This window comes from Vibrio rumoiensis (assembly GCF_002218045.2).
Lineage (GTDB): Bacteria > Pseudomonadota > Gammaproteobacteria > Enterobacterales > Vibrionaceae > Vibrio > Vibrio rumoiensis.
The window spans coordinates 800,477-823,518 of sequence record NZ_AP018685.1 but is presented as its reverse complement, the minus strand read 5'-3'; the positions used below and the strand labels follow the sequence as shown (position 1 = coordinate 823,518).

At 42.9% G+C, this 23,042-nt stretch carries 21 protein-coding genes; 6 read left to right on the top strand and 15 right to left on the bottom strand.

The window, feature by feature from the left end; all coding sequences use genetic code 11:
- The first annotated feature begins 65 nt into the window (after window positions 1-65).
- From VRUMOI_RS03770 to VRUMOI_RS03755, 4 genes are all read left to right on the top strand, one after another.
- A complete protein-coding gene (locus VRUMOI_RS03770) occupies window positions 66-1,745 on the top strand; it encodes an AMP-binding protein (RefSeq protein ID WP_089137545.1) in 1,680 nt (559 codons plus the stop codon).
- Between the two features lie 99 nt (window positions 1,746-1,844).
- Window positions 1,845-3,104, top strand: coding sequence for a cytosine permease (codB, locus tag VRUMOI_RS03765; RefSeq protein WP_089137546.1), 1,260 nt, complete (start codon window positions 1,845-1,847; stop codon window positions 3,102-3,104).
- Window positions 3,105-3,113: 9 nt separating this feature from the next.
- Entirely contained in the window at window positions 3,114-4,391 is a 1,278-nt protein-coding gene (locus tag VRUMOI_RS03760; protein WP_089137547.1) for a cytosine deaminase, read from the top strand.
- Window positions 4,392-4,532: 141 nt separating this feature from the next.
- Window positions 4,533-4,745: a VF530 family protein gene (locus tag VRUMOI_RS03755; RefSeq protein ID WP_089137548.1), complete on the top strand. Its 213-nt coding sequence runs from the start codon at window positions 4,533-4,535 to the stop codon at window positions 4,743-4,745.
- Window positions 4,746-5,136: 391 nt separating this feature from the next.
- On the opposite strand, the gene fusA is transcribed toward VRUMOI_RS03755, so the two are convergent.
- Complete coding sequence (gene fusA, locus VRUMOI_RS03750) at window positions 5,137-7,227, bottom strand: elongation factor G (RefSeq protein ID WP_089137549.1); 2,091 nt, start codon at window positions 7,225-7,227, stop codon at window positions 5,137-5,139.
- Between the two features lie 221 nt (window positions 7,228-7,448).
- Here fusA and mtgA point away from each other — a divergent pair, with 221 nt between their 5' ends.
- A complete protein-coding gene (mtgA, locus tag VRUMOI_RS03745) occupies window positions 7,449-8,138 on the top strand; it encodes a monofunctional biosynthetic peptidoglycan transglycosylase (protein WP_089137550.1) in 690 nt (229 codons plus the stop codon).
- A 99-nt stretch (window positions 8,139-8,237) separates the two neighbouring features.
- On the opposite strand, the gene radA is transcribed toward mtgA, so the two are convergent.
- Both radA and serB read right to left on the bottom strand, forming a co-directional pair.
- Window positions 8,238-9,620, bottom strand: a complete 1,383-nt coding sequence (radA, locus tag VRUMOI_RS03740) for a DNA repair protein RadA (RefSeq protein WP_089137551.1) — start codon at window positions 9,618-9,620, stop codon at window positions 8,238-8,240.
- Window positions 9,621-9,724: 104 nt separating this feature from the next.
- Entirely contained in the window at window positions 9,725-10,705 is a 981-nt protein-coding gene (serB, locus tag VRUMOI_RS03735; protein WP_089137552.1) for a phosphoserine phosphatase, read from the bottom strand.
- Window positions 10,706-10,902: 197 nt separating this feature from the next.
- On the opposite strand from serB, the gene VRUMOI_RS03730 reads away from it, so the two are divergent.
- The gene (locus VRUMOI_RS03730; RefSeq protein ID WP_110410646.1) at window positions 10,903-11,505 is read left to right on the top strand and encodes a YtjB family periplasmic protein; all 603 of its coding nucleotides are present in this window, start codon (window positions 10,903-10,905) and stop codon (window positions 11,503-11,505) included.
- A gap of 92 nt (window positions 11,506-11,597) precedes the next feature.
- Here VRUMOI_RS03730 and deoD read toward each other — a convergent pair whose 3' ends face one another.
- The 12 genes from deoD to ubiT all read right to left on the bottom strand — a co-directional run bounded on the left by deoD (window position 11,598) and on the right by ubiT (window position 23,037).
- Complete coding sequence (gene deoD, locus VRUMOI_RS03725) at window positions 11,598-12,314, bottom strand: purine-nucleoside phosphorylase (RefSeq protein WP_089137553.1); 717 nt, start codon at window positions 12,312-12,314, stop codon at window positions 11,598-11,600.
- Between the two features lie 185 nt (window positions 12,315-12,499).
- A complete protein-coding gene (locus VRUMOI_RS03720) occupies window positions 12,500-13,720 on the bottom strand; it encodes a phosphopentomutase (RefSeq protein ID WP_089137554.1) in 1,221 nt (406 codons plus the stop codon).
- Between the two features lie 30 nt (window positions 13,721-13,750).
- Window positions 13,751-15,100 carry a thymidine phosphorylase gene (gene deoA / locus VRUMOI_RS03715; RefSeq protein ID WP_089137555.1) on the bottom strand — a complete coding sequence of 450 codons (1,350 nt, stop codon included), beginning with the start codon at window positions 15,098-15,100 and terminating at the stop codon, window positions 13,751-13,753.
- Window positions 15,101-15,201: 101 nt separating this feature from the next.
- On the bottom strand, window positions 15,202-15,975 hold the full coding sequence (gene deoC, locus VRUMOI_RS03710) for a deoxyribose-phosphate aldolase (protein ID WP_089137556.1): 774 nt from the start codon (window positions 15,973-15,975) through the stop codon (window positions 15,202-15,204).
- Between the two features lie 670 nt (window positions 15,976-16,645).
- Window positions 16,646-17,899 (bottom strand): NupC/NupG family nucleoside CNT transporter, encoded by a 1,254-nt coding sequence (locus tag VRUMOI_RS03705; protein WP_089137557.1) that lies wholly within the window; start codon window positions 17,897-17,899, stop codon window positions 16,646-16,648.
- 221 nt (window positions 17,900-18,120) lie between these two features.
- Entirely contained in the window at window positions 18,121-18,918 is a 798-nt protein-coding gene (locus tag VRUMOI_RS03700) for a TatD family hydrolase (RefSeq protein ID WP_089137558.1), read from the bottom strand.
- On the bottom strand, window positions 18,911-19,066 hold the full coding sequence (locus tag VRUMOI_RS19200) for a hypothetical protein (RefSeq protein ID WP_162598320.1): 156 nt from the start codon (window positions 19,064-19,066) through the stop codon (window positions 18,911-18,913). Before VRUMOI_RS19200 ends, VRUMOI_RS03700 begins: the two co-directional genes overlap by 8 nt.
- Window positions 19,067-19,208: 142 nt before the next feature.
- Complete coding sequence (gene prfC, locus VRUMOI_RS03695; RefSeq protein WP_089137559.1) at window positions 19,209-20,789, bottom strand: peptide chain release factor 3; 1,581 nt, start codon at window positions 20,787-20,789, stop codon at window positions 19,209-19,211.
- Window positions 20,790-20,954: 165 nt separating this feature from the next.
- A complete protein-coding gene (gene rimI, locus VRUMOI_RS03690; protein ID WP_089137560.1) occupies window positions 20,955-21,452 on the bottom strand; it encodes a ribosomal protein S18-alanine N-acetyltransferase in 498 nt (165 codons plus the stop codon).
- Window positions 21,445-21,885 carry a DNA polymerase III subunit psi gene (locus VRUMOI_RS03685; protein ID WP_089137561.1) on the bottom strand — a complete coding sequence of 147 codons (441 nt, stop codon included), beginning with the start codon at window positions 21,883-21,885 and terminating at the stop codon, window positions 21,445-21,447. The genes rimI and VRUMOI_RS03685 overlap by 8 nt, the downstream gene beginning before the upstream one ends.
- A gap of 7 nt (window positions 21,886-21,892) precedes the next feature.
- A complete protein-coding gene (locus tag VRUMOI_RS03680; protein WP_089137562.1) occupies window positions 21,893-22,405 on the bottom strand; it encodes a GNAT family N-acetyltransferase in 513 nt (170 codons plus the stop codon).
- A 119-nt stretch (window positions 22,406-22,524) separates the two neighbouring features.
- A complete protein-coding gene (gene ubiT, locus VRUMOI_RS03675) occupies window positions 22,525-23,037 on the bottom strand; it encodes a ubiquinone anaerobic biosynthesis accessory factor UbiT (RefSeq protein ID WP_089137563.1) in 513 nt (170 codons plus the stop codon).
- Window positions 23,038-23,042 lie beyond the last annotated feature (5 nt).

Genomic DNA, 23,042 nt, shown 5'->3' with positions numbered 1-23,042 from the left:
TCTTATTGTGGTTTGATTGGTAATAGCCTAAAAGTGTTAATGACTTGTTATATAAGGCGGAAATTATGACTGAACTCAATCAACAACCAACATCTACTACGCCATTTCCTCATGAAATGATTTTAAAATGGGCAGAAGAGCGTCCCAATGATGTTTATCTCACTCAACCTATCCATCGTGAAATAAAAGAATTCACTTTCTTTGAGGTCGCTGATCAGGCACTGAGTTTAGTCACCGCATTAAGAGGGTTAGGGCTCAACCCAAGGGATAAAGTCGCGTTATTATCAAAGAATTGTGCCGAATGGTTTATCTGTGATTTAGCCTTGATGCTAGGCGACTATGTCAGCGTGCCTATTTTCCCAACTGCAGGCAGTGACACCATTGAGCATTGCTTAACTCACAGCGAAGCTAAAGCCATCATTGTGGGTAAATTAGATGATGCAACAGCAACTCTCGAAGTGCTCGAAAAGCACTCACATCTCACTTCAATAGCGCTTCCCTATGATAGTGCGCCAAAATGCCAATATGATTTCAACCCGTTAGTCGATAGCCATCAACCAAGTACAGAGCGCCCTCAGCACCACGACGATACACTAATGTCTTTAGTTTATACATCAGGTACATCTGGCCTACCGAAAGGCGCCATGCTGACTTATGGTGGCTTTGCGTGGTGCGCTTCAAAAATTGTCGAGCATATTGGTTTACAAGAAAATGACCGCTTGTTCTCTTATTTACCCCTCGCCCATATTACTGAACGCGTCTACGTGTTTGGCTCCTCTGTATTAGGAGGAGTACCAACTAGTTTTGCGGAAAACCTCGATACCTTTATTGATGACGTCAAAGCACATAAACCAACGTTATTTATTTCAGTGCCTCGATTATGGACGGTATTCCAACAACGTATCTTAGAGAAAATGCCACAGCGTAAACTCAGCCTTTTATTAGCTATTCCAATTCTAAATAACATAGTCAGGAAAAAGATCATCGCCGGCTTAGGATTAGAACATGCTCGTGTATTAGGTTGCGGTTCAGCCCCGATTTCACCATCACTACTGCATTGGTACCGTAGCGTTGGAATGAATATCACCGAAGCTTGGGGAATGACCGAAACCTTCGCTTATAGCACCATTAACTATCCATTCCGCGCCGATAAAATTGGCACAGTAGGTGCTGTTGGTCCGGGTGTTGATATCCGTATTGCTGATGACCAAGAGATCATGGTACGCGGTAAAGGGTTATTTGCCGGCTATTACAAAAATGACGAAGCGACACAAGAGTCATTCGATAATGAAGGTTGGCTGCATACTGGCGATATTGGCAGCCTTGATGACGAAGGCTATTTATCAATTGAAGGCCGTAAAAAAGATACTTTCAAAACCGCCAAAGGAAAATTTGTATCTCCAGTGCCGATTGAGAAAAAAATCTTTGAACATTCAAGAGTTGAGATGATGTGCTTAATTGGCTTGGGTTTACCTGCGCCAATTTTGCTGGTGATCCCCCATTCATTTAAGAACTTCGACCGTGCTAGATATGAACGTAAGACCGTGAAGATCATCAATCAAATTAACGATGGACTAGAATCACACGCGAAGATCAAAGGGGTTCTCATGGTAAAAGAACCTTGGAGTATCGAAAACAATATTCTGACCCCTACCCTAAAAATCAAACGTCATGTGCTAGAAAAAAAATACCACGATGTCGGGGCTAATTGGCCTAAAGATAAGTTTATTGTTTGGGAAGAGTAATAACCTTACTTTATATTGGATTACTACTTGCGAATCAGCCATAAATAACATATAAAACGCGCCATCTTTACTACGCAAACGATTAACTAAGGAGTAAAAATGGCGCAGGATAATGATTTTGGTCTGGGACCCGTACCTAAATCGGAAAGAAAAGGCGTCCTATCGCTGACATTAGTTATGCTTGGATTGACCTTTTTCTCCGCAAGTATGTGGACTGGAGGGTCATTAGGTACAGGACTGACCTACCACGATTTCTTTATGGCCGTTCTCATCGGCAACTTACTCCTCGGCATTTATACTTCCCTCCTCGGCTACATTGGTTCTTCAACCGGATTATCCACCCACTTACTGGCTCGTTTCTCTTTTGGTTCAAAAGGCTCTTGGTTACCCTCTTTCTTACTAGGTGGTACTCAAGTCGGCTGGTTTGGGGTTGGCGTCGCCATGTTTGCTATTCCTGTACAAAGAGCCACTGGCATTGACACCAATACCTTGATTATCATTTCTGGCCTATTAATGACAGTGACGGTCTACTTTGGTATCTCAGCTTTAATGGTGCTATCGACAATCGCCGTCCCTGCAATTGCTATTCTGGGCAGCTACTCCGTTTATCAAGCTATCCATAGTGCTGGAGGTATTGAAGTCATTCAACATCAGGTTCCAGAGCAACCTCTTGATTTTTCGGTGGCACTTGCGATGGTGATTGGCTCATTTATCAGCGCGGGTACCTTGACTGCAGACTTCGTGCGCTTTGGCAAAAAGCCGTTAAATGCTGTTTTAATCACTATGGTCGCCTTCTTCATCGGCAATACTTTAATGTTTATCTTTGGTGCTGCTGGCGCTTCGGTAACTGGCCAATCGGATATTTCAGAAGTGATGATGGCACAAGGATTACTGATTCCTGCGATTATTGTTTTGGGGCTCAATATATGGACCACTAATGACAATGCGCTTTATGCCTCAGGTTTAGGTTTTTCCAATATAACCGGGCTGCCAAGTAAATATATTTCAATGGTGAACGGTATCATCGGGACTTTATGTGCGCTGTGGTTGTACAATAACTTTGTTGGTTGGTTAACCTTCTTATCTTTAGCGATTCCTCCTATTGGTGGCGTAATCATCGCGGATTTTTTCAAAAATCGTCAACGTTACTTAAATTTCGAACAAGCTGAATTTAAAACGGTAAACTGGGCCGCTATCATTGCTGTGATCATAGGGGTTGCTGCGGGTAAATTCATTCCAGGCATTGTACCGCTCAATGCCGTTTTAGGTGGCGCTATGAGCTACTTAATGCTCAACCCTATGATGGATAAATTATTCACCACTCAATCACCTTCACACGTTATTGAACCAAATAAATAAGAGTCTAATATGTCAAACCTAACGATAAAAAATGCCCGCTTACGTGGCTTTGAACAACTGCAAACGATTACCATCGATAATGGCATTATCCGCAGTATTGGCGAAACAGGTGAAGCAAACTCTGAACATGCCGAAATCATTGATGCTCAAGGCAATATGGTTTTACCTCCTTTTTGTGAGCCTCATATTCACTTAGATACCACGCAAACCGCAGGCGAACCGAACTGGAATCTATCCGGCACTTTATTTGAAGGTATCGAACGCTGGGCTGAGCGTAAAGATATGCTGTCTATCGACGATGTTAAGCAGCGTGCAAAAAAAACGTTAAAGTGGCAGATCGCTAATGGGGTGCAATTTGTCCGTACCCACGTTGACGTATCCGATCCCACTCTCGTCGCCCTAAAAGCGATGCTAGAAGTTAAAGAAGAAATGAAACCTTGGATTGATGTACAAATTGTCGCCTTCCCACAAGAAGGTATTTTGTCCTATCCAAACGGCAAAGCATTATTAGAAGAAGCGGTAAAACTTGGCGCTGATGTGGTTGGTGCCATCCCTCATTTTGAGTTTACTCGTGAATATGGCGTTGAATCGCTACACTATGCCTTTGAGTTAGCACGTAAATACGATCGCTTAATTGATGTGCATTGTGATGAAATTGATGATGAGCAATCTCGCTTCGTTGAAACGGTTGCCGCATTAGCACACAAATATGACATGGGCAGTAAAGTAACGGCAAGCCACACTACTGCAATGCATTCCTATAATGGCGCTTATACCTCACGCCTATTCCGTCTGCTGCGTATGTCTGGCATTAACTTTGTCGCAAACCCATTAGTGAATATTCACTTACAAGGGCGTTTTGATGATTACCCTAAACGTCGTGGCATTACCCGTGTTAAAGAGATGCTCGCGAGCAACATCAATGTCTGCTTCGGCCATGATGATGTGTTTGACCCTTGGTATCCTCTAGGTACCGCCAATATGCTACAAGTTTTGCATATGGGGCTACATGTGTGTCAAATCATGGGCTATGAGCAAATTAATGACTCACTGCGTCTTATCACCGACCATTCTGCTCGTACTTTAAACATCCAAGAGCGCTATGGTTTAGACGTTGGTAAACCAGCAAATATGATTATATTGCCCGCTGAATCAGGCTTTGAGGCAGTACGCCGACAGGTCCCTGTGCAGTATTCTATCCGCGAAGGTAAAGTCATTGCCGAAACGCAATTAGCCCAAACTCACATTCAACTAGAGCAAAAAGAGCAAGTAACCTTCAAACGTTAATCCGTTCATTTTGATCTAATTTATACCAGGCTCAACATGATTTCGCATGTGTTGAGCCTTATTTTATCTTCGCCACGAATATTCCGCTATACTAGTCAGCTTATCCATATATCCGTACTTCTTTAGCTCATTAGGTACCCCATGACCCAAAGCAATAACCCTTTACACGGCATCACTCTTGAAAAACTCTTAACCGAATTAGTCGAACACTATGGCTGGGAACGTTTAGGGGAAATGATCAATATCCGTTGTTTTCAATCCGATCCAAGCATCAAATCGAGCTTAAAGTTTTTACGTAAAACAGAATGGGCAAGAACCAAAGTTGAACAGTTGTATATTGATTTAAAACGATAAGGGCAGTTGCGAGTTGCGAGTTGCGAGTTGCGAGTTGCGAGTTGCGAAAAAAGTTTAAAATGCTCGCAAATTATGTCAATGATATTTCTAGATTTTTATCCAGCCCCCGCTTTAGGAGATCCTGAACTGCGCTCCTACGTCGCTTTTCAGGATGACGTTTTCAAATTGATATTGTTTTCGTCCCTCCAGAATCTCGAAGTCGCTTTTCAGAATGACGCTGTTTTTCCGGATTGTTCCGCGGCTTTTCGGCTCCCGAGCAAAACGGCCTCTCATCCCGAAACCTCTTTCCCTGAAAACTAGGAACTCGAAACTAACCTCCTTTATTCAGGCATAAAAAAACCCGCTATCACTAGCGGGTTTTTATTTATGCTGTAATCAGCTTAAAAAAGAATTACTTCTTCTCAGCTTCTTTACGTGCTTTAACGTCAGCAATAACTTGCTCAGCTACGTTAGCAGGACATGGTGAGTAGTGCGCGAACTCCATAGAGAACTGACCACGACCAGAAGTCATTGTACGTAGAGAACCGATGTAACCGAACATTTCTGAAAGCGGTACGTCAGCCTTGATGCGAACGCCAGTCACGCCAGCTTCTTGGTCTTTGATCATGCCACGACGACGGTTAAGGTCACCGATAACATCACCAACGTGATCTTCTGGAGTGAACACGTCTACAGCCATGATAGGCTCAAGAAGTTGAGCACCAGCTTTAGGCATAGTTTGACGGAATGCACCTTTCGCTGCGATTTCAAATGCTACTGCAGATGAATCGACTGCGTGGAAACCACCGTCAAATAGTTCAACTTCAACGTCTAACGTTGGGAAGCCAGCTAGAACACCGTGCTCCATCATGCTAGCAAAACCTTTCTCGATTGCAGGCCAGAATTCTTTTGGTACGTTACCACCAACAACCGTTGATTTGAACGTAAAGCCAGAGTTTTGCTCACCAGGCTTAATACGGTAATCAATTTTACCGAATTGACCAGAACCACCAGACTGTTTCTTATGCGTGTAGCTATCTTCAACTTCTTTAGTGATAGTTTCACGGTAAGCTACTTGAGGTTGACCAACGATTAGATCTACACCGTAAGTACGCTTCAAGATGTCTACTTTGATATCTAAGTGAAGCTCACCCATACCTTTAAGGATGGTTTCACCTGAATCTTCATCAGTTTCAACTTGGAACGATGGATCTTCTGCAACCATTTTACCGATCGCGATACCCATTTTCTCAGAACCGCCTTTATCTTTAGGCTGTACAGCAATCGAGATTACTGGAGTTGGGAATACCATTGGTTCTAGAGTTACTGGGTGCTTAGGATCACATAGAGTGTGACCAGTTTGCACGTTTTTCATACCAACGATAGCGATGATGTCGCCCGCTTGTGCGAAAGATAGCTCTTTACGCTCATCAGCTTGCATCTCAACCATACGACCAACACGCTCAGTTTTACCTGTGAACGAGTTCATGATGGTGTCACCTTTGTTCAATTTACCAGAGTAAATACGAACGAAAGTTAGTGCACCGAAACGGTCATCCATGATTTTGAATGCAAGTGCTTTGAATGTTTCATCAGCAGAAACGATAGCGTGATCGCCAGTTTCGTTGCCTTCTTCATCCATAAGAGGTTGAGGATCAACTTCTGTTGGAGAAGGTAGGTAATCAACAACCGCATCAAGTACAAGTTGCATACCTTTGTTTTTAAACGCTGAACCACAGTATGTTGGGAAGAACGCTAGGTCACGAGTACCTTTACGGATACAACGCTTGATGTCTTCAACTGAAGGCTCTTCACCTTCCATGTAAGCCATCATTAGTTCGTCGTCTTGTTCAACAGCCGTTTCGATCATCTCTTCACGGTATTGCTCAACGTCGTCAACCATATCAGCTGGAACATCTTCAACAGTGTAGTTTTCTGGAAGACCAGTTTCGTCCCAGATGTACGCTTTACGAGAAAGAACGTCTACAACACCTTTAAAATCATCTTCAATACCGATTGGCAGAGTCATGATTAATGGTGTAGCGCCAAGTACTTTACGTACTTGTTCAGTAACACGGTAGAAATCTGCACCCATACGGTCCAGTTTGTTTACGAAAATGATACGTGCAACTTCAGATTCGTTAGCGTAACGCCAGTTAGTTTCTGATTGTGGTTCAACACCACCAGAACCACAGAATACACCGATACCGCCGTCAAGAACTTTAAGAGAACGATATACTTCTACTGTAAAGTCAACGTGTCCCGGGGTGTCGATAACGTTGAAACGGTGGTCTTTCCAGAAACAACTTACCGCTGCCGATTGGATAGTAATACCGCGCTCAGCTTCCTGCTCCATGAAGTCAGTAGTTGATTCGCCATCATGTACTTCACCCGTTTTGTGGATAGTACCAGTCAGCTTAAGGATACGCTCAGTCGTGGTAGTTTTACCCGCATCAACGTGCGCAAAAATACCAATGTTTCTGTATTTTGATAAGTCAGTCATTGTCTTACTCTATTAATAGGATATAAAGTTCGCGCAGAGTATAACACAATCTGTCAAGACTGATATCCCCTGCGTGCATTTGGATAAAAAATCTTTTTTCTCTCGAGTTTTTGCCACTTTGTTCGTCATTAACTGGTCAGCATTCTCTCAAGATCTCGCTATTTAATTGGCTTCGCTCTATTCTATTGACCACGTAAACGTTGATTCAGTAAAGGAACCCTATGATTCAGTGGCTAAAAAAATGGTTAATACGGATATTATTATTTTTTTGTGTTTTTACGATTGTCATTACTCTCCCCTTAAAATTCGTGAATCCCTGGGTGTGGAGTTGGAAACTACAAAGAGCATGGTTTCCACCTGAGCAATACCACCACTATTCTTCTACAGACTGGATAAAGTTAGACAATATTTCGCCTTATATGCAACTGGCGGTTATTGCTTCTGAAGATCAACGCTTTCCAACTCATCACGGCATCGATTTTGTTTCCACCCAGAAAGCAGTGGCGGATATGATCTCAGGCGAACGATTTCGCGGTGCCAGCACGCTGACTCAACAAACCGTTAAAAATTTATATTTATGGTCAGGAAAAGATTTACTTAGAAAAGGGATTGAAGCTTATCTCAGCTTATTAGTCGAGTTAGAATGGGGAAAAGCGAGAATATTAGAAATTTATCTCAATATAGTCGAGTTTGGTCCTGGCATTTTTGGCGTACAAGCAGCCAGTTTGCATTTCTATGGAATTCCAGCCAGTCAATTGTCGATGTCACAAGCCGCTCGATTGGCCGCAGTGCTTCCCAATCCATATAAATTTAAAGTGCAAAGCCCAACGCCTTATGTTTGGCAAAGAATTGATTGGATTGAAACTCAAATGAATCAATTAGGATTGGGGTATTTAAGGGGGATGGATTAACAAAGCTCGTCTATCGTGTATCGGACGCTACGCTGCTCGTTTATCGAAAGAACACATCGAGTACCGAGCAACGATAAGCGCAGCGTCCTAGCTTCGTTTTTACAACTCATCAAACGCATCGATTGCTTCCGATAATTTCTTCACACCATGGATCTGCATGCCGGCAATGCCACCTTTTGGCATATTGGCCGCAGGTACGATCGCTTTTTTAAATCCGTGTTTATAAGCTTCCATTAATCGTTCTTGGCCGCTTGGAACAGGACGAATCTCACCCGCTAACCCCACTTCACCAAACACCACCACATCCTTTGGTAGTGGTCGGTCTTTAAAACTCGATAGCAAGGCCATTAACAAAGACAAGTCCGCACTAGTTTCCGCTACTTTAACGCCACCAACAACGTTAACAAACACATCTTGATCCGCCATTTGCAAACCACCATGCTTATGCAATACCGCAAGTAACATAGATAGACGGTTTTGATCGAGCCCAACCGCGACTCGTCGTGGATTTGATAATTGGGAGTAATCCACCAGCGCTTGAATCTCGACCAATAGAGGTCTTGTGCCTTCCCATACCACCATTACCGAACTGCCAGAGGTTTCTTCATCACCACGCGACAAGAAAATCGCGGAAGGATTGCTGACCTCTTTTAGCCCTTGACCAGTCATCGCAAATACGCCTAATTCATTCACTGCGCCGAAGCGGTTTTTATGGCTGCGCAGAGTTCTAAAGCGGCTATCGGCACTGCCATCTAATAACACCGAACAATCGATAATATGCTCCAACACTTTAGGACCCGCTAAAGTACCATCTTTGGTTACGTGCCCAACTAAAAAGACAGCGACATTATTTTGCTTTGCATAACGAGTTAAGGTGGTTGCCGATTCACGGACCTGAGACACACTACCTGGTGAAGATTGTACATCAGCCACGTGCATCACTTGGATTGAGTCAATCACCATGATTTTCGGTTGTTCTTTTTCCGCTATTTGACAAATCTTATCAACATTGGTTTCCGACAGCATTTTCAGATGCTCTTTAGGTAAACCTAAACGAGAAGCTCGCATGGCAACTTGCTGAAGTGACTCTTCACCGGTGACATATAAAGTCGGCATCTGAGCGGCCAATCGACACACTGTCTGAAGGAGCAAGGTACTTTTACCAGCCCCCGGATTACCACCAATCAGCACGGCCGCACCTGGTACGATACCACCACCTAGCACGCGATCGAATTCTTTAAAACCGGTAGAGAAACGTGGCACTTCTTGAAGATCAATTTCCGATAAATTTTGTACTTGAGCATCTGACACCGAGCCGGCATAACCCGATAAACGTTCATTACGCGCCACTTGAGGTGAGGCAGCTAATCGAACTTCTGTAATCGTGTTCCATGCTCCACAGGCATTACATTGCCCTTGCCAACGTGGAAAATCCGCACCACAGTCATTACAGACATACGCTCGTTTTGCTTTACTCGCCATGAAAAAATCTCAGTGTGTTTAAATAAAATAAAAAACGTGGCTAGAGGCTTGACCGCTTCGCTACTCGGATCTCAAGCGAAGCGTCCGCGCAACTCGACACGCTGTTATGGAATAGCCTTCCAACCAATACGCTTTTGCTGTACCAATGCCGCTGATAAAATACACAGCACTCCGCCTAGTCCTGCATAGCGAACCACGGTTTTTGCTTGTTGTTCTACTTTCGGTTTTGCATGATAAGCAACACCTAAGCCCGCAGTTGCCATCATGACTAAGTCATTGGCACCATCGCCGACGGCCACCGTATTGTGCTGCTCAACATCATACTCATCGGCCAGCGTCACTAAAATATCGGCTTTAGTTTCAGCTGAAACGATATCGCCTAAAACCTTACCGGTTAACTTACCATCAACAATTTCTAATGTATTGGATTGGGCATAATCTAGCCCTAATGTTTCTTTTAGGTAGTCGGAAAAGTAAGTAAATCCACCAGAAGCGATCGCGGTTTTCCAGCCTAATTTTTTTAAGGTAGACACCAACTCGGCAAGGTCAGGCATCAAAGGTAAGTTCTCACGAACCTGGGCTAAAATAGATTCATCAGCCCCTTTTAAAGCCCCAACTCGCTCTCTTAAGCTTTCTTCGAAATCTAATTCACCTTGCATCGCTCGCTCAGTAATTTCTGAAACTTGCTCACCGACACCGGCCAACTTAGCTATCTCATCAATACACTCAATTTGAATCGCAGTGGAATCCATATCCATCACGATTAAACCGGGTTTGGTTAATTCTGGCAATACGCTTATAGACGCACAGTCCAAACCCAAAGCATGGATGAATTCTATCATTTCTGGGATCAATTCACCGCCCATTAACGCCACTTCATAGTGCCCAACTTTCCATGAATCTAACACTGGATTAAAGCGACCTGTGAACACATCAATTCGGTCAAAATGACCAATCGCGAGATGCTCACCAAAGATAATCCACTGGGCTTTTTGTTTATCCAGACTCGAATATAATCGAGATTCTGGCAATCGCTTAACCAGCGACATACTACGTTGAATTTTTAAAGATGTTACCACGTCCATGTTTTTACCTTTTTTATCCAAATAATTAGAATTTATGTCATTGCGGTATTAAAATTAACCCAACGGCAGCAATCCGATTCTATGCGTTATCTCACAATAATGCATAGCAAGTTAACCTATTGCAATTTATTAACGCAAGCCCCAAACTAACAATTCACTTCTTTTCGTTCATTATTACGGTATAAGGGAAATTCCAAATGCAAACTTCGCTGTTTTCTTGGCGTGTATTTTTGCGCTTTGTCGCGATCATCCTGTTAGGCGGAATGTTTGCCTATACCATCATCAATAGCTTTGTGATCAGCCGTGATAATGAACACATACAAAACCAGCAACTTGACATCCTAACCAACCTTTTGATCTCCCAATCCTCACTGAGCGCTACGGATTTAATTGTAAATGATGATCAAGATGGCTTATTGAAGCTTGCCAACCAAATTGCATCTGATGACTTAGTATTCGACGCGACCATTTATAATGCGGAAGGTATAAAGCTGGTTGCCAGCGATGATGCAAAAGATGTAAGAGAAATATTAGGCTTGGATACACCATTGAAAACGGCATCGATTGGCCGAGAACAATTAGTGAAGCCCATACTTCATGAAGATAATACGGTTGGCTTTATTCGCATCACTTTTGAAAAAGGTAAAGTAACCGCAATCTCAGATCATCGCTACCGTAACAGCGATCATTTAATGTACTTGATGCTAATACTCAGTTTTATTAGTGGTATGTTGCTGTGCTTGCTCTTGTTGTATAAACCTCAAGATCAAGTTGAAAATATTCTACTCAAAGATATCTAGCTTTGAGATACAAAAAACCTCTTGTTCAAAATGAACAAGAGGTTTTCTTCGTTTTAAACCTAGCGGTATAAACTCGTTGTTAGTTCTTGTGGTTATTTATCACCGAGTAAAACCGAATCAAGTGCGATGTGAATCATGTCGTTGAACGTTGTTGCACGTTCATCTGATGTAGTTTGTTCACCAGATTTAATGTGATCCGACACCGTACAAATCGCCAGTGATTTAGCGCCGTACTCAGCGGCAACACCGTAGATACCTGCCGCTTCCATTTCTACGCCTAGAATGCCGTATTTGTCCATTACTTTGAACATATCAGGATCCGGTGTGTAGAATAAATCTGCAGAGAATAAGTTGCCAACTTTCACATCAATACCACGTGCTTTTGCTGCTTCTTCCGCATTTTTAACTAAGTGGTAATCGGCAATCGCGGCAAAGTCATGATCTTTAAAACGTAAACGGTTTACTTTCGAATCCGTACATGCGCCCATGCCAATCACAACATCACGCAATTTAATGTCATCGCTCACCGCGCCACAGCTACCAACACGGATAATAGTTTTAACACCGAAATCTTTAATCAGCTCTGTCACATAGATAGAACAAGACGCAATGCCCATACCGTGGCCCATTACCGACACTTTACGACCTTGGTAAGTCCCTGTATAACCAAACATATTACGTACATTACATACTTGAACCGCATCATCTAAAAAATTTTCTGCAATGTACTGCGCGCGAAGTGGATCACCCGGCATGAGTACAACGTCTGCAAAATCACCCATTTCAGCATTAATATGTGGAGTTGCCATGTTTGTATATCCTTTATATGTATTTTTGTTTAATCGTTAATGAGGTACGTAGCTCGTGTGCTACGTTTCTCGTAACTAGGGCGCTTTGCTTCTCGAACAAAGCACTCGGACAATTAATTTTTAGAAGTTTGATTAATCGAATGCCGTCACTATCGAGTCACGAGCATTCGAGCAACGAGATTCGTCTATAAAAACGACTGACCGTATTCCATATCAGACGTACCGAAGTATTCTGCTAGGCTTTGACCAATATCCGCGAAAGTATCGCGGCGACCTAGTGAGCCCGCTGGAATTTTAGGGCCTGAAACCAATACTGGTATATGCTCGCGAGTATGGTCACTTCCCGGCCACGTTGGATCGCAACCATGGTCAGCGGTCAGAATCAAAACATCATCGGGTTGGAGTATCGCTTGAATTTCCGGTAAACGTTTATCGAAATACTCTAGTGCCGCCGCATAACCTGCCACGTCACGACGGTGACCGTAAGACGAATCGAAATCTACAAAGTTAGTGAAAACGATGGTGTTATCACCGGCGGTCTTAACTTGCTCTAAAGTCGCATCAAACAATGCTTCTAAGCCCGTCGCTTTTACTTTTTGTGTAATACCGCAACCGGCGTAGATATCAGAAATCTTACCAATTGAGATCACTTCACCATTTTTTTCCTCAACCAGTTTTTGCAAAACCGTTGCTGAAGGCGGCTCAACTGATAAATCACGACGGTTACCGGTACGAGCAAATTCTCCTGGCTTATTACCGATGAATGGACGCGCAATCACACGACCAATATTATACGGTTCTAGTTCTTCACGTACGATCTGGCAAAGCTCAAGTAGGTTATCCAAACCGTAAGTTTCTTCATGACAAGCAATTTGGAAAACTGAATCGGCAGAAGTATAGAAAATTGGTTTACCACTTTTCATATGCTCTTCACCTAGCTCATCTAGAATCACCGTACCTGATGAATGACAGTTACCTAAGTAGCCTTTCAGATTGGCACGAGCAACGATTTTATCTAGTAGCTCTTGAGGAAAACTATTTTTTTCATCGGTAAAGTAACCCCAGTCAAACAATACTGGAACACCGGCAATTTCCCAGTGACCAGATGGCGTATCTTTGCCTGATGACAATTCAGCCGCATGAGCATAAGCGCCTGTAATTTTAGCATTTTCATCAAGCCCGATTGGAAAGGTTCCCGTTGACTCTTGCGCGGCTTTACCTAAACCTAATTTAGATAAGTTAGGCAAACGTAGTGGCCCTGAACGGTTCTCGTTATTCGCTAAACCTTTATCACATTGCTCTGCAATATGGCCAAGAGTATCAGCGCCGACATCACCAAATTTATCAGCATCTTGCGTAGCGCCTACACCGAAAGAATCCAGTACTAAAATAATTGCACGTTTCATAGTTTATTCTCCTCCCAAGCTACTGAACACTTATAGGTCGTCAGCTCGGATTTGGCGATAAATCTCTGGTGTCGGTTGATAAATTTTATCTGACACCGTAATCGCTTGTTGTAATTCGTTTGCAGCTTGTTGCCATTGCTGTTCACTTCTCGCGTGAATCATGGCTAATGGGGTATTGTTATCGGCTTGCTCACCTAAGCGAATAAACTGGTCAAAACCCACTGCGTAATCAATACAATCAGAAGCGACTTTACGGCCACCGCCCATCGATACCACCGCCATACCAATTGCACGGGTATCCATTGCAGTCACTGTTCCTGCCTGCTTGGCGTACACAGGCTTAATCACTTCTGCTTTCGGTAAATAAGTCTCATAGTTTTGAACAAAATCTTTCGGCCCACCTAGACCTGCTACCATTTTGCCAAAACAGATTGCCGCGCTACCGTTATCTAAAACATCTTGCAATTTGATGCGAGCTTGCTCAGTACTTTCGGCTAGATGGCCTAATACCAGCATCTCGGCACATAACGTCATTGTTACTTCAAGTAAGCGAGGGTTGCGCACTTCACCGCGAGAGTTCTTCTCACCGATTAAAAACTGCACGGCTTCTTTCACTTCCAGTGCATTACCTGCCGATGAAGCCAACACTTGATTCATATCAGTAAGAATAGCAGTGGTCTTTGTGCCTGCGCCATTTGCTACTGCTACAATAGATTGCGCTAATTCTTCTGATGCTTCGTAAGTTGGCATGAAGGCGCCAGAACCTACTTTGACATCCATCACCAACGAGTCGAGACCCGCGGCTAATTTTTTCGATAAGATAGAGGCTGTGATCAGTGAAATATTATCGACCGTTGCAGTAATATCTCGAGTCGCATAAACACGTTTATCAGCAGGAGCTAAATCGCCCGTTTGACCAATAATCGCGACGCCTGCGTCTTTTGTCACGTCACCAAAAACCTCATTAGAAGGCATGATGTTGTAACCCGGAATCGATTCTAATTTATCTAACGTACCACCAGTATGCCCTAAACCTCGACCAGAGATCATTGGAACAAAGCCACCGCAAGCCGCAATCATCGCACCGAGCATCAGTGAGGTCACATCCCCCACACCACCAGTTGAATGCTTATCGACGATTGGACCGGGAAAGTTCATGTGTGACCAATCGATCACCATACCGGAATCACGCATTGCACATGTTAAAGCAATACGTTCTTCCATATTCATTTCATTGAAGAAGATGGTCATCGCAAATGCTGCAATCTGACCTTCCGAGATGCTGTCATCGGCCACACCTTGAATGAAGAAGTTGATTTCTTCAGCCGTGAGCACTTCACCATCACGTTTTTTACGAATAATTTCTTGAGGAAGATACATAGCCATTGCCCATTAAGATACAAGAAGACGGCAGAACACTTTAGTCACTCATGACCTCAAATTGAGCGAGCAACCAAAGTATTCAGATCATTTCAGTCGGTTTAGTAGCCGCCTTCCGCCGCTTTTTCACCTTGACCTAATGTATTCAGCAAATTCGCTAGTAGGCTAGACGCGCCAAAACGGTAATGCATGTTGTCGGCCCAATCTGCACCTAAGATCTCATCGGCCATCGCAAGATAAGCTTGAGCATCTTCAGCGGTACGTACGCCACCAGCAGGTTTAAAGCCAACGGTTTTAGCTACGCCCATGTCACGGATCACTTTCAGCATGATTTCCGCTGATTCTGGAGTGGCGTTAACTGGCACTTTACCTGTTGAAGTTTTGATAAAGTTTGCGCCTGCTTCGATTGAAATTTCAGAAGCACGTTTAATCAACGCTTCTTCTTTTAATTCACCGGTTTCAATGATCACTTTCAGTAAAACATCACCACAAGCTTCTTTACATTGCTTCACTAATTCGAAACCTGTTTTTTCATCGCCAGCGATTAATGTGCGGTATGGGAAAACCACATCCACTTCATCGGCGCCATAAGCTACTGCCGCTTTCGTTTCCGCTACAGCAATCTCAATATCATCATTGCCGTGAGGGAAATTAGTAACAGTCGCAACTCGAATTTCTGGGGTACCTTGTTCACGCAGTGTTTTCTTCGCAATAGGTATGAAACGTGGGTAAATACAAATGGCTGCGGTATTGCCCACTGGCGATTTCGCCGCATGACAAAGAGCAATGACCTTCTCATCCGTATCGTCATCATTCAATGTGGTGAGATCCATTAATTTTAGTGCACGTAAAGCTGCTGCTTGTAAATCGCTCATTTCTATCTCCGATATCAAAAAATTATTATGACAATTAGGTTATTTCGCACTATTTCAATTTAGTCACACTTTCAACTAAGTAAGACTGTTCAAAGTGTAGTGCGATTCTCTGACTCTTTAAAAAAACCATTGGCTTTCAAAAGCAATCAGAATCCCAACTATCTGAAATGAACGGACTTGGTTCCTTGAAGACTTAACACGTCAATCAACGTGTTAATTGCAATCCTTGTCACCGCACAACCAATTCACCAGTAAAGCCGGAGTTTGGCTGCAAAACACATCATGTGTTGTGAACATTTCGCCCTAACCGACTTATTGAATCCTTAATAAGTCTAATACTCTTCAATTAATGATCATGAGTGGTTAGTTTGAATTTACTGATGATTATACTGATTTATTCCGAGAGGTCAGTCACTATCCTGAACGCAAACGGTTTGTATCTCAAAAAGCCTTATATCCCATACTTTGATTATGGTCTATTGGAGACTAATCGTATTGTTATCTGTTCATTCTTACTGGTTGAATGCTTCGATAACGCCGTTATAAATATTGATTAGTGTCAGCTTTATAAAGGGTATCTTTAGCCTGATATAAGACGCAAAAAGCCGCAGCAAACATTTGCTACGGCTTTGATTAAAAAGTAACGGCGTCTATATATGCAAACTCTAACTTACATCGCTTGCAGAGTAATGAAGAAGCCTGCAATTGTTGCTGCCATTAAGTTAGATAATGTACCAGCAAGAATCGCTTTCATACCCATTTGTGCAATATCAGAGCGACGGCTTGGTGCAAGACCACCTAAACCACCCAATAGAATTGCGATAGACGATAGGTTAGCAAAACCACATAGAGCAAACGAAATAATCGCTTTCGTTTTCTCAGAAAGAATGATTGTTGCGCCATCAGCAAGATATGGAGCAAAGCTTGAGTAAGCCACAAATTCATTCAGAATCGTTTTCTGACCAATGAAAGAACCCGCTAGAACGGCTTCGCTCCATGGCACACCAATTAACCAAGCAACAGGAGCAAACACGTAGCCTAAAATTAGCTCTAGTGTCAGTTCAGGCATACCAAACCAACCACCGATACCACCTAAGATACCGTTCATTAGTGCAATCAAACCGATGAATGCAAGTAGCATCGCACCAACGTTTAACGCTAGTTGTAGACCAGAAGAAGCACCTACTGCTGCTGCATCGATAACGTTAGCGGGTTTATCTTCTTCATCGTCTCCAGCACTGGCAAGCTGCTCAATTGGCTCTTCAGTTTCTGGCTTAATGATTTTAGCGAATAACAATCCACCCGGAGCCGCCATGAAAGAAGCCGCGATTAGGTAAGAAAGAGGAACACCCATTGCTGCGTAACCGGCCATAACACCACCAGCAACTGAAGCCAAACCACCACACATAACGGCAAATAGTTCAGATTGAGTCATTTTAGGAACGAATGGACGAACCACAAGAGGTGCTTCTGTTTGACCAACGAAGATGTTTGCTGTCGCAGACATTGATTCCGCACGGGAAGTACCAAGTGCCTTCTGTAAAGCTCCACCTAAAACTTTGATAACAATCTGCATCACACCAATGTTATATAAAACAGAGATAAGAGCAGAGAAAAAGATAATAGTCGGTAGTACTTTAAATGCGAAGATGAAACCAACACCTTCAACAGAGAAGTTAACTAGGTTACCAAATAAGAAGCTGATACCTTCATTTCCGAAATCGTAAACGTGTTGAACACCGTTTGTCATCGATGCAAGAAGATCTTTACCCCAAGGGACGTAAAGAACAAATGCACCTAAGCAGAATTGAATGGCAAAAGCGCCAACTACAGTTCGTAAATTAATTGCTTTGCGGTTGTCGGAAAATAATACTGCTACAGCAAGCAGAAAAATCATGCCAACAATGCTCATAACCAGGCTCATGGTATATGGCTTCCTTATTTGTAGTGAATTGATTAAAAATTGTTTCAGGGCTCAAAAAGCGGAGGCGATTATACTCTGACAAGAGGTAACAAAGTAATACCAAAGTCACACTTATTTATGAAAGTTCAGTGAAAAACATGTTCGAGCGTGATCTACATCACCAAACGTTTGCTTTTTTCATATTGACAGAAAAGCAAACGGTTGCATCACATTCACCGTATTTATCCCTTTAGTTGAAATAACACGCAACTATTATGCCAAATTTGATGAGCAATCTCCCTTTTATGCTCTTGGCGAAGCAAGCACAATGAGTCAAATATATCGTGTAAATATGCAGGATGATTCGGTTTGCCTTGAAATCCAGATATAGGCATATCTGGTGCGTCAGTTTCTAGCACTAACGCAGTTAAAGGAAGTTGAGCAATCGCTTGGCGCGTTTTCTTCGCTCTTTCATAAGTAATCACACCGCCAACTCCAATATAGAAGCCTAATTTCACATATTCCATCGCTTGCTGATAGCTACCAGAAAAAGCGTGAATGACACCACCTTTATTAGGTCTGATCTTACGTAAGCGTTGTAAAATTTTATCGTGTGATTTACGAGCATGAATAATAAGCGGTAATTGATAGCGATTCGCCAGTTGAAGATGTTCATCAAAAATTCGATATTGCTTATCGATATTCTCTGGCGTTAGACATTCATCATTCAACATAAAGTCCAGACCACATTCTCCTACAGCAACACAACGGGGTGTTCGATGTTTTAATGCTTCATCAAGTCGTATTAGAGCATCCCCATCGTGTTGTTCAAGAAAATAAGGATGTAGACCAAGTGCATAATAAAGAGAAGGATGTTGCAAAGAGAGAGAAATTAAATTCTGCCAGCTCGCTTGTTGAGTAGCCGGAATGATGATTTTTCTGACTCCAGCCTTTTCCGCTTTTGTTAATTCAGCTTTAAGATCAGAAAAAACAGGAAAATCAAAATGGCAGTGGGTATCGATAAAGGAATAGTCAGGCATTAAAGTCGGTTTTAGAGCAAGAGTCTTTCTGGTTTGTGGATTCGGCTCGGTAAGCACAACAGCTACGCTTATGCTCAGGCGTTAAGCCGAGTTCTTCACACCACGCATCATAGCGAGCTAACCAAAGTTTCAATTTTGCTAATATCATCCTTAACTCCTTCTCTCGACTCTCGACTCTCGACTCTCGACTCTCGACTCTCGACTCTCGAAACAATTAAAGCAAAAGGGCTAGCATTTCGCTAACCCTTTTGATCATTACTTTAAGCTTGCTCACTCAGAGCCCATCAATATTAGTGCTCGCGTGTCGCACGGAACTCAATATCAGGGAAACGTTCTTTCGCTAAGTTTAGATTTACCATGGTTGGCGCAACATAAGATAAGTTATCACCGCCATCTAATGCTAAATTCACTTGGTTCTTGCGCTTAAACTCATCAAGTTTTTTCTCATCAGCACATTCAACCCAACGAGCCGTTGCCACATTCACGCCTTCATAGATTGCTTCAACGTTGTATTCAGACTTCAAGCGTGCCACAACCACATCAAACTGAAGTACACCGACCGCACCAACAATAAGATCATTGTTTTGTAATGGACGAAACACCTGCACCGCACCTTCTTCAGATAACTGAACTAGGCCTTTCAGCAATTGTTTTTGTTTCAGTGGATCGCGTAGGCGAATACGGCGGAACAGTTCTGGTGCAAAGTTAGGGATCCCCGCAAACTTCAACGTTTCACCTTGAGTGAAGGTATCACCGATCTGAATCGTACCATGGTTGTGTAACCCGATAATATCACCGGCATATGCATGTTCCGCGCGAGAACGGTCACCCGCCATAAAGGTTACCGCATCAGAAATATTCACCATTTTACCAGTACGGACATGATTCATTTTCATGCCCTGAGAATATGTGCCAGATACGATACGCATAAAAGCAATACGGTCACGGTGCTTAGGATCCATATTCGCTTGGATCTTAAATACAAAACCTGAGAATTTCTCTTCTGTTGCTTCAACAGTACGTTCATTGGCTTCACGAGCCAAAGGCGCCGGAGCCCACTCAGTTAAACCGGTAAGCATATGGTCAACACCAAAGTTACCAAGAGCGGTACCGAAAAAGACTGGCGTTAACTCTCCTTTTAGGAAAAGTTCGTGATCAAATTCATGCGCAGCCCCGATCACCAACTCCATATCTTCACGCAGTTGCTCAGCAATCTCACCGCCGATAGCCACATCAAGATCTGGATTATCTAGCCCTTTAATACTACGAACTTCTTGAATGGTTGAACCTTGACCTGTCGCGTATAAGATCGTTTCATCACGATGAATATGGTACACGCCTTTAAATTCTTTACCGCTACCAATTGGCCAAGAAACAGGGGCACAAGCCATTTTCAACTCGCTTTCTACTTCATCAAGCAAATCCATTGGATCGCGTGTATCACGGTCACATTTGTTCATGAAGGTAACGATCGGCGTATCACGTAAACGCGTCACTTCCATCAACTTACGCGTACGGTCTTCGACACCTTTCGCCGCATCGATCACCATCAAGCAAGAATCCACCGCGGTTAAAGTACGGTAAGTATCTTCCGAGAAATCTTCGTGTCCTGGAGTATCAAGCAAGTTCACCAAACAATCATTATAAGGGAACTGCATCACTGAAGTGGTTACCGAAATACCACGTTCTTTTTCCATTTCCATCCAGTCAGATTTCGCGTGCTGATTTGAACCACGACCTTTAACAGTACCTGCTTTTTGTAAAGCATTTCCGAATAACAATACTTTTTCAGTAATGGTTGTTTTACCCGCATCCGGGTGAGAAATGATCGCAAACGTACGACGCTTACTAACTTCAGAAAGGAAAGACATGAAGGAAACCTTATAAACTGTTTAGCTTATCGCTGTTCAAAGACAGCAAAATAATAGGATCACAAAAGTGAGATGGGCGAATTATACGCAAAATTCATGATAACTCTAGTTGAAAGCCTAAAGTCATCACAGTTTCGGGTATAACCTATTCAGTATTACTCAAGCTTAAGCAAATGGATTAAAGTCATCATCCAACATCAAATTCATGATGATGGCATCTTCCTTGCCATTCTTACTGCTTGTTGAGGGGTAATAATTGACGCGTCGGTCGATCTCATTAAATCCAAGCGCATCATATAATTGATACGCACCTCGGTTGCTTTCTCTCACTTCAAGCCAAATACTTTCCGCTTTCGACGCTTCACTATGGTCAATCAAGTGTTCTAGCAATTTACGACCGTAGCCTTTGCCTTGTTGGTTGGGGGCAACCGCAATGGTCAATAGCGTCACTTCACCAACAACATTTTGGCTATACACATAACCAGCAAGTTGCTCGTCGGTCCATAAGCCAAACTGATACTTACTTGAGTTAGGTGAATTTTGATGAGAGAGATCGCGAATCATCGATTCAGACCAAGGATGGCTATGTGCTACTTTTTCAATGGCCCAGACAGCATCAAGGTGATCAACGTGTAAGGGCATAATGCGGTAATTATCAATCATAAGAACAAATCTGTTGCCAAAGATCGCGACGGTTTTGGGTATTCCCATGAATCGCATTTAATGCGGAAGAACGTAAAAACTTTAACGATTCTCGTTGAGGGATAACATCCGCACTCGACAGTAAAGCCTCATCTCCGGCGCACCAAAGCCACTCTAAGTGATGTGATTGCAATTGATTTAATTGAGCTGGCGTTAAGTGCCTTGCTTGTTCTGGTTGCAACTTCATACTAGCCAATACTTTGATAAAAAGCGTCGCATCTTCACCTTGAGGTAAATGTTCAGCCACCAGCAATAAAACACACTCTTTAGGCAATGTAATACCAGGGGTTTGGTAACCCTCAAGTTTATCCGGATGGGCGACGTCAAACATTGAAATGCCCATTTCCTTTAAATAACGTTGCTTGCGCTGCTCTGAACTGGAATTTTCAAACATAATATTGTTAGCCTTGGAATTCTGGGCTGTATTCTACCAAGCCTGACTTCCCATCTAAAGCACCATCATCCAACGGCATCACTTGAAATGCACCGGGGACAAATTCAGGCAGTTGGTTATAAACCGACACCAAATCAAACTGCTCGGCATTTTGAAAGCCGAAACGAGAATAGTAGTTAGGATCGCCTAATACGACACAGGCGGTATAACCAAATTCGAGTAACGAATCAAAACCTGAGCGTATTAGTTGTTCTGCAATACCTTGTTTACGAAAAGACGATTTGACGGCCACTGGCGCTAAACCTTGCCAACCATAATCTTCACCATCAACCGTCACTGGGGTAAATAACGCATAACCAATCACTTCACCTTCATCACTGCACGCAACCAATGAAAGCGTAAAGCGGCTATTTTCGCGTAATGAACGAACCAATTTAGCCTCAGCTGAGGTTGGGAAGGCATCTCGCAGTAATGCATCAATCGTTAAAATATCAGCCGGCGCTTCGGTACGAATTTGCATGGTGACTCTCATTGTAATTGTGAAAATAAGGGAGTGAATTCTATACCGAATCACGCCATCATTGTCACTTTTCTCACATCAATTGTGGGCAAACTCAAAAAGCATACATTTATTCTGGTTTAAGCAACCACGGTTTGTGATGTCTGATCGACTAAGCCTTGCTGAACAAAGCTCGCTAATTGCTGCATCGTTTGAGTAACGGGTTTAGGTAGGGAATCTAAATCTAGGCTATCCATCAAATTTTTCACCTCTAACCCAAGCTCGGTATCCCCTTCAATTTTTAGACGACGTTGAAAAAACAAGGTATCAGGATCTTCTTTTCGCCCAGCAATCAAGACCATGTCATTCAGGCAACCAGAAAAGCTGACATCTTGTTGTTGAAGTTTATTCGATACGATCAATTGCCCATCATCGTAACTGATCATCCAACTTAACTGGATATCATTGATCGAAACCTTTAGCCAACGGTCTTGTAAAAACTCAAAATCCCCATCTTCTAGCGCTTCATGAAAAACTCGCTTTAGCCCTTCAAGTAATACTTTATTATGAAGCGATTGTGGGATCAGTTTGGTAGGAATGGCCAACAACGAAGCTGCACTGGCAACGGCTTGAGAGCGGAAACGAGAAAACATAAAAC

Bases quoted from the DNA above. Each gene is read 5' to 3' on its own strand.
- VRUMOI_RS03770 (WP_089137545.1), top strand. From the start codon at position 66: ATGACTGAACTCAATCAACAACCAACATCTACTACGCCATTTCCTCAT.
- codB (WP_089137546.1), top strand. From the start codon at position 1,845: ATGGCGCAGGATAATGATTTTGGTCTGGGACCCGTACCTAAATCGGAA.
- VRUMOI_RS03760 (WP_089137547.1), top strand. From the start codon at position 3,114: ATGTCAAACCTAACGATAAAAAATGCCCGCTTACGTGGCTTTGAACAA.
- VRUMOI_RS03755 (WP_089137548.1), top strand. From the start codon at position 4,533: ATGACCCAAAGCAATAACCCTTTACACGGCATCACTCTTGAAAAACTC.
- fusA (WP_089137549.1), bottom strand. From the start codon at position 7,227: ATGACTGACTTATCAAAATACAGAAACATTGGTATTTTTGCGCACGTT.
- mtgA (WP_089137550.1), top strand. From the start codon at position 7,449: ATGATTCAGTGGCTAAAAAAATGGTTAATACGGATATTATTATTTTTT.
- radA (WP_089137551.1), bottom strand. From the start codon at position 9,620: ATGGCGAGTAAAGCAAAACGAGCGTATGTCTGTAATGACTGTGGTGCG.
- serB (WP_089137552.1), bottom strand. From the start codon at position 10,705: ATGGACGTGGTAACATCTTTAAAAATTCAACGTAGTATGTCGCTGGTT.
- VRUMOI_RS03730 (WP_110410646.1), top strand. From the start codon at position 10,903: ATGCAAACTTCGCTGTTTTCTTGGCGTGTATTTTTGCGCTTTGTCGCG.
- deoD (WP_089137553.1), bottom strand. From the start codon at position 12,314: ATGGCAACTCCACATATTAATGCTGAAATGGGTGATTTTGCAGACGTT.
- VRUMOI_RS03720 (WP_089137554.1), bottom strand. From the start codon at position 13,720: ATGAAACGTGCAATTATTTTAGTACTGGATTCTTTCGGTGTAGGCGCT.
- deoA (WP_089137555.1), bottom strand. From the start codon at position 15,100: ATGTATCTTCCTCAAGAAATTATTCGTAAAAAACGTGATGGTGAAGTG.
- deoC (WP_089137556.1), bottom strand. From the start codon at position 15,975: ATGAGCGATTTACAAGCAGCAGCTTTACGTGCACTAAAATTAATGGAT.
- VRUMOI_RS03705 (WP_089137557.1), bottom strand. From the start codon at position 17,899: ATGAGCCTGGTTATGAGCATTGTTGGCATGATTTTTCTGCTTGCTGTA.
- VRUMOI_RS03700 (WP_089137558.1), bottom strand. From the start codon at position 18,918: ATGCCTGACTATTCCTTTATCGATACCCACTGCCATTTTGATTTTCCT.
- VRUMOI_RS19200 (WP_162598320.1), bottom strand. From the start codon at position 19,066: ATGATATTAGCAAAATTGAAACTTTGGTTAGCTCGCTATGATGCGTGG.
- prfC (WP_089137559.1), bottom strand. From the start codon at position 20,789: ATGTCTTTCCTTTCTGAAGTTAGTAAGCGTCGTACGTTTGCGATCATT.
- rimI (WP_089137560.1), bottom strand. From the start codon at position 21,452: ATGATTGATAATTACCGCATTATGCCCTTACACGTTGATCACCTTGAT.
- VRUMOI_RS03685 (WP_089137561.1), bottom strand. From the start codon at position 21,885: ATGTTTGAAAATTCCAGTTCAGAGCAGCGCAAGCAACGTTATTTAAAG.
- VRUMOI_RS03680 (WP_089137562.1), bottom strand. From the start codon at position 22,405: ATGCAAATTCGTACCGAAGCGCCGGCTGATATTTTAACGATTGATGCA.
- ubiT (WP_089137563.1), bottom strand. From the start codon at position 23,037: ATGTTTTCTCGTTTCCGCTCTCAAGCCGTTGCCAGTGCAGCTTCGTTG.